This is a genomic window from Amycolatopsis azurea DSM 43854, assembly GCF_001995215.1.
GTDB lineage: Bacteria > Actinomycetota > Actinomycetes > Mycobacteriales > Pseudonocardiaceae > Amycolatopsis > Amycolatopsis azurea.
In genome coordinates this window covers 89,206-104,979 of record NZ_MUXN01000006.1, presented here as the reverse complement: position 1 = coordinate 104,979, position 15,774 = coordinate 89,206, and the positions used below count along the sequence as shown (strand labels likewise).

Below are 15,774 nucleotides of genomic sequence, written 5' to 3'. Positions count from 1 at the left end.
GGGCCGGGCACGATAGACCACCCCACCGACGATCCGGCGTCCCCGCGCCGGTCCCGGTGGCGGTTGTCCACAACGGTCCCGGCTGTCCACAGATGTGTCCCGCCCCCACCCAGCGGCCCCATTCCCGCCGCAGGGTGGGGGCATGACCACAGCCACCCCGACCGGCAGGACCAAGGTCGATCTGAAGGATCCGGCGGACCTGCTCGCCGCGATCCCGTACATCCTCGGGTTCCATCCCGAGAACTCCGTCGTCGTCTTCGGGCAGAAGGGGCCGGACCGCAAGCGGCAAGGCCTCACCATGCGCGTGGACCTCCCACCGCCCGGCCTGGAGACAGACCAGGCGCGCGACCTCGCCGCCCGGCTCGCCGTCACCGACCACACCGGTGCCACGGTGGCCGTCGTCGGCGGCGGTCCACCGAACCCGGCCGGGCGGCCACCGCGTCGACGTTTCCTCCGGCGCCTCGAGTCCTCGCTCGCCGAGAACGGCATCCCGTTACTGCACTCGCTGTGGACGCCGTCCATCACCGAGGGCGCGCGGTGGCGGTGCTACCGCGACCAGGACTGCGGCGGCGTCTTGCCCGACCCTCGCAAGTCGGTGGCCGCCGCCGTCACCGCCGGCGAAGGCCACGTCACCTACGAGAGCAGAGCGGACCTGGAGCGCCTTTTCGCCGCCGGTCCGCCGGAAACCCTCGCGCGCCGGGCAAGCATCCTGGCCGACCTGGGCGGCCCGCCCTGGGGTAACGACGACCTCGTCGAAGCGGGGCTCGCCGAGGTGAACGCCGCGCTGGCCCGCGTCGAGCGGGGCGAGGAGGCGATCACCGACGAGCAGGCCGTCCGGCTGGCGTGGGCACTTTCCCTCGTCGAGGTCCGGGACGCCTGCCTGCTCACCGCCGCCCCCGCGGACGCACCTCTGGCGCGAGCCGCGGAGGCGCTCTGGCTCCGTCTCGCCGGTGAGCTGCCCGAACCGGAATCCGCCGAAGCGCTGTGCCTGAAGGCGCACGCCGCCTACGTCCGCGGCGATCTGACCATCGCCAACATGGCGCTGGCCAGGGCCCGCGAAGTCGATCCGGAACACCGGATGGCCAGGCTGCTGGCGGCCGCCCTGGACGGGATGCTGGCCCCGGCCGACGTGGCCGAAATCGTGCTGCGGCAGCGGGCGGACGAGCCGCCCGCGCTCAGTCTCAGACCGCCTGGCGGGACTGAGTGAACGCCCACGCGTCGGCCACGATGCCGTCGAGGTCGGTGCGCTCGGGCTTCCAGCCGAGTTCCTCGCCCGCCTTTTCGCTGGACGCCACCAGCACCGACGGGTCGCCCGCCCGCCGTGGCGCGACAGCGGCGGGGATCTCGTGACCGGTGGTGCGGCGGCACGCCTCGATCACCTCGAGCACGGAGAAACCGGTGCCGCTGCCGAGGTTGTAGATGCGGTGCTCGCCGTCGACCGCGTGCCGCAGGGCCAGCAGGTGCGCGTCGGCGAGGTCGACCACGTGGATGTAGTCGCGGATGGCGGTGCCGTCCGCGGTCGGGTAGTCGTCACCGAAGATCTGGATCCGCTCGCGGTCCCCGGTGGCGACCTGGAGCACGAGGGGAATCAGGTGGGTTTCGGTGGTGTGCCGCTCGCCGAAGGAACCGTAGGCGCCGGCGACGTTGAAATAGCGCAGGCTGACGGCGGCGATGCCGTGGGCGCGCGAGAACGACGTGATCGCGTGGTCGATGGCCAGCTTCGTCGCGCCGTAGGTGTTCGTCGGCTGCGTCGGCGCCGTCTCCGGGATGGGGGAGGACTCGGGCTCGCCGTAGGTGGCCGCGGTGGAGGAGAACACCAGCCGCTTCGTGCCGTGGTCGCGCATCGCTTCGAGCAGGCGAAGTGTGGTCAGGACGTTGCCTTCCCAGTACTTCGCCGGATCCGTCATCGACTCGCCGACCAGCGACTTGGCGGCGAAGTGGAGAACGCCGTCGAAACCGTCGCCGAGGAGGCGCTGAGCGACCTCGGCGGCGTCACCCTCGACGAAGGTGGCGTCCGGGTGCACCGCGTCGGCGTGTCCGGTGGAAAGGTCGTCGACCACGGTGACGTCGTGCCCGGCCTCGATGAGGCGGGCCGCGCAGACGCTGCCCACATAACCGGCTCCGCCCGTCACCATCAGTTTCAGGGCCTTGGTCGGTTCGTCGGTCACGTTCGCGCCTTTCTGCTGCGGATGCGGTCGCGGCCCAGTGTCCTCGCCCCCGGGCACACGGCACGCCCGGGGGTCTCGCGAGGACAGTGCCTACAGCTCGTCGCGACCGGCGCCGCGCGACGGCACCGCGGTGAACAGCCTGGGGTGACGCAGATCCGCCGCCTCGTACGCGGCCTTCACCGCTCGTCCCACGGCGTCCACATCGGACTCGCGGACCAGCGCGATCGCCGAACCGCCGAAGCCGCCGCCGGTCATCCGCGCGCCGAGCGCCCCGGCCGCACGGGCCGAATCGACGGCGAGGTCGAGTTCACGGGTGGAGATCCGGTAGTCGTCGCGCATGCTGACGTGCGAGGCGTCCAGCTGCGGGCCGATCTCGGTGATCCGGCCGGCGCGCAGCAGGTCCACGGTGTCGAGGACCCGCTGGTTCTCCGTCACCACGTGGCGCACCAGCGGAACCAGCTCGTCCGGCAGCTTCGCGAGCGCGGTGTCGAGCCCGTCGACACCGATGTCCCTCAGCGCTTTCACTCCGAGCAGTTCCGCGGCGCGCTCACAGCCCCGCCGGCGTTCGCCGTAGCCGCCCTCGGCGTGCGAGTGCTTCGTGCGGGTGTCCATGATCAGGATCCGGACGCCGGATTCCTCCAGCGGGAACGGCACCTGCTCCATCTCACCGGAGCGGACGTCGAGGAACAGCACGTTCGATTCCGTGCAGCACAAGGACGCCGTCTGGTCGAGCAGGCCGGTCGGCGCCCCGACGAAGTCGTTCTCCGAACGCTGCACCCAGCGGGCCACCTCGTGCAGGCCCGGCGCCCCCGCGCCGGTCCCCGGGGTGATCCCCGCCAGCCCGAGGAGGGCGAGCGCGACAGCGCATTCGAGCGCGTGGGAGGAGGACAGTCCCGCCCCCGAGGGCACGTCCCCCGCGATCGCCACGTCCGCGCCGGAGCCGAGACCCTGGTCGCGCAGCACCCAGGCGACCCCCGCCGGGTACGCGGCCCACCCCTCGACCGAGCCGGGCTTCAGGTCGCCGATGGTGAGCGGGCCCGATTCCTGGACCCGGCCGTCCGAGCCGAGCGTGGCCACGGTGAGCACACCGTCCTCGCGCGGGCTCGCCGCGGCGGCGAGCCGGTGCGGGAGGGCGAACGGCAGCACGAAACCGTCGTTGTAGTCGGTGTGCTCGCCGATCAGGTTCACCCGGCCCGGCGCCGACCAGACCCCGGCCGGAGCCCGGCCGTGGAGGGTCCGGAAGGTCGCCGCGGCGTCGGACGCGGCGCTCACCTGGCTTGCGCCAGCACGGCGTGCAGGGCCGAGGTGGCCACCTGGGCGGTGTTGCTGCCACCGGTGACCTCGATGGTCCCGCCGGGTGCCGCCTTGCCGACCTTGACCCGGCTGCCGGGCACGATGCCGACCGACTTGAGCTCGGTCATCAGCGTCTCGTCCAGCTGCACGTGCTCGGCGATGCGGCGGATTTCGACCTCGCCGCCACCCATCCGGGCGAATTCGTCGAGCCGCACGAGGTCGGCCTCGGCCGGCGGGGCGGGATCGCCGTCGCCGAGCTTGTCCAGCCCCGGGATCGGGTTGCCGTAGGGCGAGGTGGTGGGGTGGTCGAGCAGCTTGACCAGCTTGCGCTCGACGGCCTCGCTCATCACGTGTTCCCAGCGGCAGGCCTCGTTGTGGACGTGTTCCCATTCCAGGCCGATGACGTCGACCAGGAGGCGCTCCGCCAGGCGGTGTTTGCGCATGACCGCGATGGCGAGTTCACGGCCGTGCTCGGTCAGCTGCAGGTGCCTGTCGTCCGCGACGACGACCAGCCCGTCCCGTTCCATCCTGGCGACGGTCTGGCTCACGGTCGGGCCGCTCTGCTGCAGCCGCTCCGCGATCCGGGCCCGCAGCGGGACGACACCTTCTTCTTCGAGCTCGTAGATCGTACGCAAGTACATCTCTGTGGTGTCGATGAGATCGTTCACGCTGTCCCCTTCGTCCGCGTTGCTCATCGTAGTCGCTGGCACTGACAGCGACGCAGGCGTGGGGACAACAAGCGCCGCGGCGGGAAAAGTCCCCCCAAGCTGGGCGCGGAGCCGCCGGGCGCGGGAAGATGGCCCCATGCGCCCCATGATCACCACCAGCGAACTCGCCGCGCAGCTCTCCGGCCCGGAATCGGCACGCTCCGTAGTCCTCGATGTCCGCTGGCGGCTCGCGGGCCCGCCCGGCGCCGATTCCTATCGTGAGGCGCATCTCCCGGGCGCGGTGTACGTCGACCTCGACACCGCGCTCGCCGGGGAACCGGGTGACGGTGGCCGTCATCCGCTGCCCGAACCGGAGACGCTGCAGCGGCACCTGAGGGCGGCCGGTGTCCGCGCCGGGCATCCGGTCGTGGTCTACGACGACTCCGACGGGTCGGTCGCGGCCCGCGCGTGGTGGCTGCTGCGCTGGGCCGGGCACGCCGAGGTCGCCGTACTGGACGGCGGGTTCGCCGCGTGGGCCGAGGAAGAGCGCCCGCTCACCACCGAGGTCCCCTCGCCAGAGGAAGGGGACATCGTCGTCGAGCCCGGTGGCATGCCGGTGCTCGACGCGGCCGAGGCCGCCACACTCGCCAGGGACGGGCTGCTCTTCGACGCGCGGGCGAAGCCGAGGTACGCGGGGGAGACCGAGCCGATCGACCCGCGTGCCGGGCACATCCCCGGCGCGGTCAACGCGCCCTTCTCCGGGCATCTCGCGGAGGACGGCCGCTGGCGTGACGCCTCGGAACTGGCTGAGCGGTTCGAAGGGTTCGGCGTGACGCCGGAGACGCCGGTCGGTGTCTACTGTGGATCGGGCGTCACCGCCTCGTCCGTCGTGCTCGCGCTCGAGGTCTCCGGCCATCCGGCGCCCGTGGCGCTGTACGCGGGTTCGTGGTCGCACTGGTCCCGCGATCCGGAGCGCCCGGTGGCCACCGGGGACCTGCCCGGCTGACCCGCGGCGTCCGGAATGGGGGCACGAGCCGCACTCGGGCACTAGAGTTCGCACCATGCGAGCACCGGCCGTCGTATGGGACTCCTCGCTGCTGGGTTACGACCTCGGCGGCGAGCATCCGTTCAATCCGGTGCGGCTCGAACTGACCATCCGGCTCGCCACCGAACTCGGCGTGCTCGACGGGGTCGATCTGCTCGTCCCCGACGCCGCGGGCGAAGACGAGCTGCGCCGCGTCCACCTGGACGAGTACATCGAGGCCGTGCGGCAGGCACCGATGACCGGTGCCGATTTCGCGCACGGGCTCGGTACCGAGGACAACCCGGTGTTCACCGGCATGCACGAGGCTTCCGCGCTGGTCGTCGGGTCGACGCTGCTGGCCGCGCGCAAGATCGCCGACGGCGAGGCGACCAGGGCGGTGAACATCGCCGGCGGGCTGCACCACGCGATGCCGGGCAAGGCGTCGGGCTTCTGCGTCTACAACGACTGCTCGGTGGCGATCTCGTGGCTGCTGGACCACGGCTTCGACCGCGTCGCCTACGTCGACACCGACGTCCATCACGGCGACGGCGTGCAGACGGCGTTCTACGACGACCCTCGGGTGCTGACCGTTTCCCTGCACCAGCACCCGTTCACGCTGTGGCCGGGCACGGGCTACTCGGCGGAGATCGGCAAGGGCGGGGCCGAGGGCACCGCAGTCAACCTCCCGCTGCCGCCCGGCACCCGCGACGGCGGCTGGCTGCGGGCGTTCGAGGCGGTGGTGCCGTCGCTGCTGGAGCAGTTCCGGCCGCAGATCCTCGTCACCCAGTGCGGCGTCGACTCGCACGAGGAAGACCCGCTGGCGGACCTCTCGCTCTCGGTGGACGGCCATCGCGCCATCTACCGGCGGCTGCGGGAACTGTCCGAAGCGCACGCCGGCGGCCGCTGGATCGCCGTGGGCGGCGGTGGCTACCAGCTGATCCGGGTGGTGCCGCGGTCCTGGACGCATCTGCTCGCCACCGTGCTCGACCGCGACGTCGACCCGGCGACGGCCCTGCCGCCGAACTGGGTCGCGTCGATCTCCCGGGCCGCGCCGACGGCCGAGATCCCGCCCGGCATGTCCGACGGCCGCGAAACCGCTTTCGTCCCGTGGGGAGACGGGGCCGACGAACCGGTCGACATCGCCATCCGCGACACGCGCCGCGCGATCTTCCCGCTGCACGGCCTCGATCCGGACGATCCGAGGGACTGACATGGCCACTGAGGACGCCACGCAGGACGTCAAACGCGACCCCTACGACTACCCGCGCGAGTGGGAGGCCGACGTCCTGCTCTCCGACGGCGGCACGGTGCACCTGCGCCCGGTGATCCCCAGCGACGCCGACGGGCTCGTCGCCTTCCACGGCCGGTTGTCCGAACGCACCCGGTACTTCCGGTACTTCGGCGCCTATCCGCGGATCCCGCAGCGGGACCTCGACCGGTTCTCCACCGTCGACCACCACGACAGGGTCGCCTTCGTCGCGCTGCTGGGCGACGACATCGTGGCTGTCGGCCGCTACGAACGGCTCGACCACGGGCCGTCGGCCGAGGTCGCGTTCGTCGTCGACGACGCCCACCAGGGCCGCGGGCTCGGGTCGATCCTGCTGGAACACCTGGCCGCCGCCGCTTCGGAATCCGGGCTGCGCCGGTTCGTCGCCGAGGTGCTCGCCGAGAACGCGGCGATGGTCCGCGTGTTCCGCGACGCGGGTTACCAGGTCAGCCGCGAGATCGAAGAAGGCGTGCTGCACCTGGAATTCGACATCGACCCGACCGAGGAATCCCTCGCGGTCGCCCGGTCCCGGGAACAGGCCGCCGAGGCGCGCAGCGTGCACAACCTGCTGCATCCGAAGTCGGTCGCGGTGATCGGCGCGTCCACCGATCCGACGAAGATCGGCTACGTCGCCCTCACGAACCTGTTGAGCGCCGACTTCGCCGGCACCGTGTACCCGGTCAACCCCGAGCACAAGTCCGTGCGCGGCGTGCGGGCGTATCCGTCCGTCGTGGACATTCCCGACGCCGTGGATCTCGCGCTGGTCGCGGTCCCCGCCGAGGCCGTCGAGTCCGTTTTGGACGGTGCGCTGGCCAAGGGGGTCAAGACCCTCCTGATCGTCTCGGGCGGGTTCGCCGAAGCCGGACCGCACGGGCTGCACGCCGAGCTGAGGCTGGTCGGGGAGGCGAGGGCGCACGGCATGCGCGTCGTCGGCCCGAACGCGCTGGGCGTGCTCAACACCGACGCTTCGGTCCGGCTCAACGCCACCCTTGCGCCCCGCCTGCCCGCGCGCGGCCGCACCGGGTTCTTCTGCCAGTCCGGCGCGCTGGGCACCGCGATCCTCGCCGACGCTGAAGCGCGCGGCCTCGGGCTTTCGACGTTCGTCTCGGCCGGTAACCGGGCCGACGTCTCCGGCAACGACCTGCTCCAGTACTGGGAGACCGATCCGGCGACCGACCTCGTCCTGCTCTACCTGGAATCGTTCGGCAACCCGCGCAAGTTCGCGCGGCTCGCGCGACGGCTGGCGCGGACGAAACCGGTGGTGGCGGTGAAATCCGGCAGGCACGCGGTCCGCCCGCAACTCGCCGCGACCTCGGCGGAGGTCGACGAGGCCAGCGTCCAGGCCCTGTTCGAGCAGGCGGGCGTCGTCCGCGTCGACACGCTCGCCCAACTCTTCGACACCGCGCTGGTCTTCGCCCACCAGCCGCTGCCCGCCGGGCCGCGGATCGCCATCGTCGGCAACTCCAGCGCCATCGGGTTGCTCGCCGCCGACACCGCGCGGGCGCACGGTCTCCGGCTGACCGCCGACCCGGTCGACGTCGGACCGCAGGCGAGCCCGGAGGAATTCGCCGCCGCCGTGCGTGAAGCCCTCAACTCCCCGGAGACCGACGCGCTCGTCGTGGTCTTCGTGCCCCCGCTCGCGATCCCGGGTACGGCCTACGCCCGCGCGCTGCGGGAGGCCGTCGTCGAGATGGACAAGAACAAGCCGATCGTGTCGACCTTCCTCGCCGTCGAGGGCGTTCCGGACGAGTTGGCCGTGCTGTCCGAGGACGGCGTGCCGACCCGGGGTTCGGTCCCGTCGTACCCCAGCCCCGAACGCGCGGTGAACGCGCTCGCGCGGGTCGTGCGTTACGCCGCCTGGCGGCAGCGGCCGCAGGGCAACCTGGTGCGCCCCGCCGGTCTGCACGCCGAACAGGCGCAGGTCATCGTCGGCGAACTGCTGTCCGGCGAAGACGGCAAGACGACGCTGCTGTCGGACGACGACGTGGTCCGGCTCCTGGGCTGCTACGGCATCGACGTCGTCCCGTTCCAGGTCGTGACTTCCGCGGAGGAGGCGGTGAAAGCCGCCGAGGACCTCGGTTTCCCGGTCACCCTCAAGGCCGTGGACGAACGGCTGCGCGGCAGGCCGGACCTCGCCGGGGTACGGCTCGATCTGTCCTCTTCGGACGGAGTGCGCCGGGCGTACCTCGATCTGCGGGAGATTTCGGGCGACGACGAGGTCTACGTCCAGCGGATGGCGCCGAAGGGCCTGTCGTGCGTGATCGGGCTACAGGACGACCCGTCGTTCGGGTCGCTCGTGTCGTTCGGGCTCTCCGGGCTGGTCAGCACGCTGCTGGGGGACCGGGCCTACCGGGCCGTCCCGCTCACCGACGTCGACGCCGCCACCCTGCTGCGCGAACCGAGGACTTCGCCGCTGCTCACCGGGTACCGCGGCGACGAGCCGGCGGATCTGGCCGCGCTCCAGGACATCGTGCTGCGCGTCGCGGCGCTCGCCGAGGACAACCCCGAGGTCCGCTCGATGACGCTCGACCCGATCCTGGCCTCGCCGGACGGCGCGTTCGTCGCCAACGCCCGGATCGTGCTGGGCCCGCCGCCGTCCCGGCCCGACACCGGACCGCGGCGGCTGCGGCCGATCAACGCCCCTATTTGAGGCCGGGGAGCACGACGGCGAGCACGCTCACCGCCAGCGGCGCGAGGATCCCGAACGCCGCCGTGACGGTCTTGCCCACCGTCGTGTCCGTCCCGAGAAGCTGCGTCAGCCGGGCGCGTCCGGCGAGCCACTCCTCGGTGGGCCGCGCGTCGGGCGGCACCGGGTAGAGCTCGTCGACCAGCCGCAGGCACCGGGTCTTCCACGCGAGGAACACCGGAACGTAGAGCAGGAGCGAGATCCCGGTGAACAGCGCGCCGTAGAGCAGCACGCTCTCCGGCGGGAAGGCCTCCTTCGGGGTGCCGGTCGCGAGGAACGCCCGCCGCTGGGCCCCGGCGTCGATGACCGCCGTCGACACGATGAGCGCCAGCACCGTGAGACAGATCCCGTTGGCGCGCTTGCAGTCGAGGAGTTCGCCGAGGACATCGGCCGCCTGCTCGCGCTCCTCGCCGTCGAGCACTCGCGAGATCCGGCGTAGGCGGGTGTGGTTGAGCCACAACCCCAGCACCGCGGGTGCCGCCGCGATCAGGCCGAGGGCGAGCAGGGTCCGCGAGATCCCGATCGCCGTCGTGGGCTTGAGATCCCCGATCGGCGAGCCGGTCTTCCACTGGAACGCGAACAGGATCGCCGCGAAGATCCCGTAGGCCAGCGCCGGTTTCCACACCGCGACACCGGCCAGCCGGCGCCAGCCCGACAGGGGGACCGAGTGCGCGAACAGGAAGGCGAACAGCACCGCCGACGCCCCGATCAGCACCGACCACACCCCGAACTCGCCGGTGCCTGCCAGGGCCTGGTTACCGCGCGAGCCGAGGGCCGCCCGGGTCAGCAAGCCGAGCCCGGCGAAGGCGCCGAGAGCGAGCACGCTGATCACGAGCGGCCAGAGCCAGTGCTTTCTCAGGCGCGTCACGCCGTCAGTCTGCCGGGAACGGCGCCGGTCAGGAATCCCACCCTTGGGGGGAGCGGGCGGCGAGGTCCGCGTCGTGGCCGGTGAACGTCGCGATGTCGCCCCGGATCGTGTTGTGGAAGGCGACGACCCGCCCGTCGTGGACGAGCATCGTCTGCACCGCGCGTTGCTCCCCGGCGAGAGGGCCCGCCGGGATGGACATCACCGTCTCGGTGTGCACGAGGTCGATCCCGCCGCCGAGCGGGCGGCTCGACAGCCGGCTCATCTTCAGCGTGCTGCCGCGGTAGATGGTGTCGAAGATCTTCTGGCTCTCCCGCGCGATGGTCGCCCGGCCGCGCTGGATCCGGCCGACGACGTCGACGAAATCCACGTCCTCGGCGAAGTTCGCGGCCCACGCCTCACCGTCACCGGCGTTCCAGGCGCGCTCCAGCGCGGTGATGATCTCCTCGGTGGCCATCGCAATCCTCCCTGTAACGGCGATCCGTTACTGAGAACGACGTGCCAGGGCATCGTCGGGTTGCGCGGTCGCGTCGCTGCTTCGGTGACGCAGGTTCTTGCCGAAGAACGCCGAGAGCCGAGCGCGCTGCACGGCGACGCTCCGCGCAGGATCGACGGTGCCGATGAACGCCGCCGGGGCGTTGCCCAGTTGCGGCAACAGGGCCTGGTAGTCGGTGAAGCTGAAGTGCTCACCGTCCGGCAGGCGCACCTCGCGGGTCCAGCCGCGCTGGTTGCGCTGGAACTCCTGCCAGGACGCGTCCGACGCCGCGCTGTGGTCACCCGCGCTCATCAGCAGGAACGGCCGGTCGAGGCCTTCGTCGGCGACGCGGCCGAAGATCCGCTGTGACTGCGAGTGGGCCATGCTGCCGTCGAGATTCGCCCCGGCCACTACGCGCCGGTCGGCCACCATCGTCTCGCCCGCGGTGAACCCGCCGGCGGAGTGCCCGAACATGCCGACGTGGGACAGGCCGAGCGAGTCGAGGACGAACCGCGTGTCCCGGACGCGGGTGTCGATCATGCGCTTCGACACCTCGATGCTCGACGGCGGCAAGGCCTTCTTCGCGACGCGGCCGCCGGGGAACTCGACCGCTTCCGCCTCGTAGGTGTGATCGACGGCCACGACGACGTAACCCTCGCTCGCGAGCTGTTCCTGCAGCGTGGTGCCGTGGGACCTGGGCAAGGTGCCGCCGGGCGAATACAGCACGACCGGCCGGTCGCCGCCCAGCGCGGGCGCGCCGGGCCGGGAGTGGGTGGGGAAGCGGTAATCGAGCTGATCCGCCGGCATACCCAGCTTGACGGCGTCGCCCTCGGCCACGACCTTCGCGACCCCGGGGGCCATGTACGGCGCTTTCGGCTTTCCGCTGGGCAAGGCCGGATAGCGCACGGTGACCATCAATTCCCTTACGGCGCCGGGAACCCACGGGTCCTGGCGGGAGTGGTCGATCAGGTGGAGATCGGTGCTGCCGACCGCGTACGGGCCGGTCGGCGCGGGCAGGCCGAGGCGGACGGGCGCTGCCGACGCCGTCGGTGCGAGGAGAACGGCGGGCAGGCCAAAGCCGTGGCCAGTACCCCGATCCTGTGCGGAATTCGTTTCATGGCAACAAACTTAGGGAGCGATCCGGTGCCGAGGCATCGGGAAGATCACCGGTGCCGACCCTGGTATCAATCCCGGAGGGGCACATCGCATCCAGAGGACTAAACGCCGGGATATCGGAGCTCCCAGGCTTCCCCGGCACCGTCCGCGGCCAGTTCCCGTTTGAGCACCTTGTGCGTCGCCGTCCGGGGCAAGGCGTCGACCACCCGCACGAACCGGGGCCGCTGCTTCGGTCCGAGATCGCTTTGAGCGGCGACGAAGGCGGCGAACTCGCTCTCGTCGATCGGCGACCGGCAGACCAGCGCGGCCATCACCTGGTCGCCCACCCGCGGATCCGGCACCGCGTACACGGCGGCCTCGCGAACGGCGGGATGCCGCAGGAGCGCGCGTTCGATCGGGGCCGTGCCGAGGTTCTCGCCGTCGACGCGAAGCCAGTCGCCGAGCCGCCCCGCGAAGTAGCAGTAGCCGTCCGCGTCGAGGTAGGCCAGGTCGCCGGTGTGGTACATCCCGTCGCGCATCCGCTCGGCCTCGGCGGCCGGATCGCCGTAGTACCCGGCGAAGAAGCCCGGTCCGCCGGTGTTGACCAGTTCGCCGACCGCCTCGGCGGCGTTGAGCAGTTTCCCGCCCGCGTCGAATTCCGCCGGAGGACAGGGCTTTCCGGTCTCCGGATCGAGGACGGCGACGCCGTCGAGCAGCCGGCCGAGCGAGCCGGCCGGCGTGGTGGCGTCCCGGCCGAAGTTCACGCCGCCCTCGGTCGAGCCGAACGCGTCGACCACGTGACAGCCGAACCGCCTGCCGAACACGGCGAGGTCGGCCTCCGCGCCTTCGTTGCCGTAGACCAGTTTCAGCGAGTTGTCGGCGTCGTCGTCCCGCTCGGGAGTGGTGAGCACATAGGACAACGGTTTGCCGACGTAGTTGGCGTAGGTCGCCCCGAATTTCCGGACGTCCGGGAGGAAACCGGAGGCGGAGAACCGGCGCCGCAGCGCGATCCCCGCACCCGAGGCGAGCCCGACCGACCAGCCCGCCATGACGGCGTTGGAGTGGAACATCGGCATCGACACGTACACGGTGTCCTGTGTGGACAGACCGAACCGGCCGGCCAGCATCTCGCCGGGGTAGGCGACCTTGTCGTGCGTGCACCGGACGGCCTTCGGGTCGCCGCTGGTGCCGGAGGTGAAGATCAGCATGAGCAGGTCTTCCGGCGTCGCGGCCACGGGAACGACCGTCTCCTGGGAAGGCTCCAGAGCACTCAGCGGCCGCACCGGGACACCGGCCTCGGAGAGCAGGGGAAGGTACTTCTCCTCAGCGAACACCAGCTCGCAGTCGGCCAGCGCGATGTCGCGGGCCAGCGCCGCGCCCCGCCGCGTCGGGTTCAGGCCGACCAGGACGTGCCCCGAGAGCGCGGCGCCGCCGAGCAGGAACGAGAATTCGGGGACGTTGTCGGCCAGCAGCCCGAAATGCCCGCCGGGACGCAGGATCCCGGTCAGCGCGGCCGCGTACCCGGCGCAGGCCCGGACGTGGTCGGCCCAGGACCAGCGCCGGTCTTCGAACAGCAGCCCGGTCGACTGGTCTTCCGCCCTGGCGAGCAGGAGTTCCGTGACCGTGGCGGTCATGCCGGGTCCGCGGCCAGGAGATCGCCGAGGCCGCGCAGCTGCGCGGTCGCGCCGCCCAGGGTGAACTCGAGCCGCTTCGCCGCGACGAAGTAGCGGTGCAGCGTGTGGTCGACGTCGATGCCGACCCCGCCGTGGATGTGCACGGCGGTGTGCGCGACGCGATGACCGGCTTCGGCCGCCCAGAACTTCGCCGTCGCGACCTCTTCGGTCGCCTGCAGTCCTTCGCTCAGCCGCCAGGCGGCCTGCCACAACGTCAGCCGGACGGCTTCGACGTCGAGGTAGGCGTCGGCGAGCCGCTGCCGCACCGCCTGGAAACTCCCGATGAGGTGACCGAACTGCTTGCGTTCCCCCGCGTACGCCGCGGTCAGTTCCAGTGCCCGTTCGACGACGCCGAGCTGCTGCGCGCAGACGCCGATCGTGCCCCGCAGCCGCAGCCACTCACCGATGTCGCCCAGGGAGACGGTGGCCTTCGCGCCGGTCAGTTCGACGAGCGCCGCGTCGGCGTGATCGACGGTCCGCTGTGACGAGACGGTCACCGCGTCCCGGTCGAGCAGGAACACCTGGCGGTCGCCGCCGATGGCGGCCTCGATCAGGAAGCCGTGCGCGAACGCGCCCGACGCCACCGCGGTCTGCGCGCCGGTCAGCCGCCAGCCGTCGCCGTCGGCCTCGGCGGTGAACCCGCACGGCACGCCGTAGTCCGCCACCGCGACGGCGAGGACGTGGTCACCGCGCAGCACCGGGACGACCCAGCGTTCGGCCAACTGCCCGTCCCCGAACTGCGCTATCGCTGCCGCGCCCATGACGACCGACGTCAGATACGGCACGGGCGCGACCGCGCGGCCGATCTCGGCCAGGACCGAACACTGCTCCAGCAGCCCGAACCCGCCGCCGCCGACCGACTGCGGCAGCGCGGCGTCGACGACTCCCGCCTGCGCGAGCGCTGTCCACAGTGGAGCGTCGAAGCCGCCGGAACCGTGCGGCCCCAGCACGTCGGGCGTGACCTTGTCCGTCAGGATCCGGCGCGTGAGCGACGCGAGATCCTGCTGCGCTTCCGTGAGCGTGAAGTCCATCAGAGTCTCCTAGCGCGTGACGGGCAGGCCGAGGGCGGTCGCGGCGATCATGTCCCGCTGGACCTCGTTGGCGCCGCCGCCGAAGGTCAGGATCAGGGACGAGCGGTGCAGCCGTTCGATCCGGCCGCGCAACTGGGCGCCGGGGGAGCCTTCGCGGACCACCGCGCCCGCGCCGAGGATCTCCATCATCAGCCGGTACGCCTCGGTCGCGAACTCCGTGCCGAACACCTTGGTCGCCGACGCCTCCGCCGGCCCGAGGTCGCTGCTCGCGGCCGCCCAGGCGATCCGCCAGTTCCGCAGTTTCAGGTATTCGGCGTGGGTGTGGATCCTGGCCAGGTGCAGCCGGACCCACGGCTGGTCGACGACGCGGGTGCCGTCGGGCAGCTTGGTCGTCTGCGCCCAGGTCCGCACGTCACGCAACGACGTCTGGATCGGCGCGGCCGAGGTCAGCGCCACCCGTTCGTGGTTGAGCTGGTTCGTGATGAGCGGCCAGCCCTCGTTCTCCCCGGCGACCCGCGAGGTCACCGGTACACGCACGTCGTCGTAGTAGGTCGCGCTCGTGCCCGGCCCGGCGACCGTGTGCACCTTCGTCCAGGAGAAGCCCGGTGCCGACGTCGGCACGATCAGCGTGCTCAGCCCCTTGTGCCTGCGGGCCTCGGGGTCGGTGCGGGCGGCCAGCCAGATGTAGTCGGCGTACTCGATCAGGCTGGTCCACATCTTCTGGCCGTTGATGACGTAGTCGTCGCCGTCGCGGACCGCGCGGGTGCGCAGGGACGCCAGGTCGGTTCCCGCGCCCGGCTCGGAGTAGCCGATCGCGAAATGCAGTTCGCCGGCGGCGATCTTCGGCAGGTAGAACGCCTTCTGTTCTTCGGTGCCGTAGCGCATGATCGTCGGCCCGACGGTGTTCACCGTGAGGAACGGGACGGGCACCCCCGCCGCGGCCGCCTCGTCGGTGAAGATGAGCTGATCGAGCATCGGCCTGTCCTGGCCGCCGTACTCGCGGGGCCAGCCGATCGCGAGCCAGCCCGAACTGCCCAGGTCCCGGACGATTTCCTTGTATACCAGGCCGTCGCCGTACTCGCCGCCGTCACCGGCCAGGGCTTCACGGCGTTCGGGGGTCATCAGCCCGGCGAAGTACTCCCGGAGTTCCCCGGCCAGGGCCCGCTGCTCCGGCGTGTAGTCGATCCGCATCCGTCACCTCTGCCGTCGGTGCTCGTTACTGGTGCCATGGCCGCTCGCGGCGGTAGGGTAGAACCTGTTCTAGTTGTACCAGGTGTGGCGGCGAGGAGGGAATATGGAGATCGACGTCGATCGCTCGCTCTGTGAAGCGAACGCGATCTGTGTCGGCTTCGCGCCCGAGGTCTTCGATCTCGACGACGACGAGGAGCTGGTCCTCGCTTCGGCCGAAGTTCCGCAGAATCAAGTAGAACGTGTTACTCAGGCTGTGGCGAGCTGTCCGAAAAACGCCCTGCTCATACGTAGTTAGCACCGTTTATTTGCACCTTGCATGCGGCGAGAACAGATTCTAGTGTGTGCGAAGAGGCTGGCAT

General features: G+C 71.3%; 14 protein-coding genes. 5 read left to right on the top strand and 9 right to left on the bottom strand.

Annotated elements, in window-relative coordinates:
• The first annotated feature begins 142 nt into the window (after positions 1-142).
• The gene (locus tag B0293_RS10085; protein WP_005164637.1) at positions 143-1,207 is read left to right on the top strand and encodes a DUF4192 domain-containing protein; all 1,065 of its coding nucleotides are present in this window, start codon (positions 143-145) and stop codon (positions 1,205-1,207) included.
• Here the strand turns inward: B0293_RS10085 and galE are convergent.
• The 3 genes from galE to B0293_RS10070 form a co-directional block, all read right to left on the bottom strand.
• The gene (gene galE / locus B0293_RS10080; RefSeq protein ID WP_085939729.1) at positions 1,182-2,135 is read right to left on the bottom strand and encodes a UDP-glucose 4-epimerase GalE; all 954 of its coding nucleotides are present in this window, start codon (positions 2,133-2,135) and stop codon (positions 1,182-1,184) included. The two genes, B0293_RS10085 and galE, sit on opposite strands and share 26 nt — an antisense overlap.
• A gap of 123 nt (positions 2,136-2,258) precedes the next feature.
• Complete coding sequence (galK, locus tag B0293_RS10075; protein WP_005164632.1) at positions 2,259-3,440, bottom strand: galactokinase; 1,182 nt, start codon at positions 3,438-3,440, stop codon at positions 2,259-2,261.
• The gene (locus B0293_RS10070) at positions 3,437-4,156 is read right to left on the bottom strand and encodes a metal-dependent transcriptional regulator (protein ID WP_077241287.1); all 720 of its coding nucleotides are present in this window, start codon (positions 4,154-4,156) and stop codon (positions 3,437-3,439) included. Before B0293_RS10070 ends, galK begins: the two co-directional genes overlap by 4 nt.
• Positions 4,157-4,265: 109 nt before the next feature.
• Between B0293_RS10070 and B0293_RS10065 the strand changes: the two genes are divergently transcribed.
• From B0293_RS10065 to B0293_RS10055, 3 genes are read left to right on the top strand one after another with little or no spacing between them, the layout of a single operon-like run.
• Positions 4,266-5,114, top strand: coding sequence for a sulfurtransferase (locus tag B0293_RS10065; protein ID WP_005164628.1), 849 nt, complete (start codon positions 4,266-4,268; stop codon positions 5,112-5,114).
• A gap of 55 nt (positions 5,115-5,169) precedes the next feature.
• Entirely contained in the window at positions 5,170-6,342 is a 1,173-nt protein-coding gene (locus tag B0293_RS10060; RefSeq protein WP_005164626.1) for an acetoin utilization protein AcuC, read from the top strand.
• A 1-nt stretch (position 6,343) separates the two neighbouring features.
• Positions 6,344-9,049, top strand: a complete 2,706-nt coding sequence (locus B0293_RS10055; RefSeq protein ID WP_005164624.1) for a bifunctional acetate--CoA ligase family protein/GNAT family N-acetyltransferase — start codon at positions 6,344-6,346, stop codon at positions 9,047-9,049.
• Here B0293_RS10055 and B0293_RS10050 read toward each other — a convergent pair.
• From B0293_RS10050 to B0293_RS10025, 6 genes are all read right to left on the bottom strand, one after another.
• On the bottom strand, positions 9,042-9,953 hold the full coding sequence (locus tag B0293_RS10050) for a hypothetical protein (RefSeq protein WP_005164622.1): 912 nt from the start codon (positions 9,951-9,953) through the stop codon (positions 9,042-9,044). The genes B0293_RS10055 and B0293_RS10050 overlap by 8 nt on opposite strands.
• A 28-nt stretch (positions 9,954-9,981) precedes the next feature.
• Positions 9,982-10,407 carry an SgcJ/EcaC family oxidoreductase gene (locus tag B0293_RS10045; protein WP_005164620.1) on the bottom strand — a complete coding sequence of 142 codons (426 nt, stop codon included), beginning with the start codon at positions 10,405-10,407 and terminating at the stop codon, positions 9,982-9,984.
• Positions 10,408-10,434: 27 nt separating this feature from the next.
• Positions 10,435-11,340 carry an alpha/beta hydrolase family protein gene (locus tag B0293_RS10040; protein WP_005164617.1) on the bottom strand — a complete coding sequence of 302 codons (906 nt, stop codon included), beginning with the start codon at positions 11,338-11,340 and terminating at the stop codon, positions 10,435-10,437.
• A gap of 302 nt (positions 11,341-11,642) precedes the next feature.
• Positions 11,643-13,154, bottom strand: coding sequence for a long-chain-fatty-acid--CoA ligase (locus tag B0293_RS10035; RefSeq protein WP_005164615.1), 1,512 nt, complete (start codon positions 13,152-13,154; stop codon positions 11,643-11,645).
• Positions 13,151-14,224, bottom strand: a complete 1,074-nt coding sequence (locus tag B0293_RS10030) for an acyl-CoA dehydrogenase family protein (RefSeq protein WP_005164613.1) — start codon at positions 14,222-14,224, stop codon at positions 13,151-13,153. The genes B0293_RS10035 and B0293_RS10030 overlap by 4 nt, the downstream gene beginning before the upstream one ends.
• Before the next feature lie 9 nt (positions 14,225-14,233).
• Positions 14,234-15,415, bottom strand: a complete 1,182-nt coding sequence (locus tag B0293_RS10025; RefSeq protein WP_005164610.1) for an acyl-CoA dehydrogenase family protein — start codon at positions 15,413-15,415, stop codon at positions 14,234-14,236.
• A gap of 103 nt (positions 15,416-15,518) precedes the next feature.
• Between B0293_RS10025 and B0293_RS10020 the strand changes: the two genes are divergently transcribed.
• Positions 15,519-15,710 carry a ferredoxin gene (locus B0293_RS10020; protein WP_005164609.1) on the top strand — a complete coding sequence of 64 codons (192 nt, stop codon included), beginning with the start codon at positions 15,519-15,521 and terminating at the stop codon, positions 15,708-15,710.
• Positions 15,711-15,774: the final 64 nt, after the last annotated feature.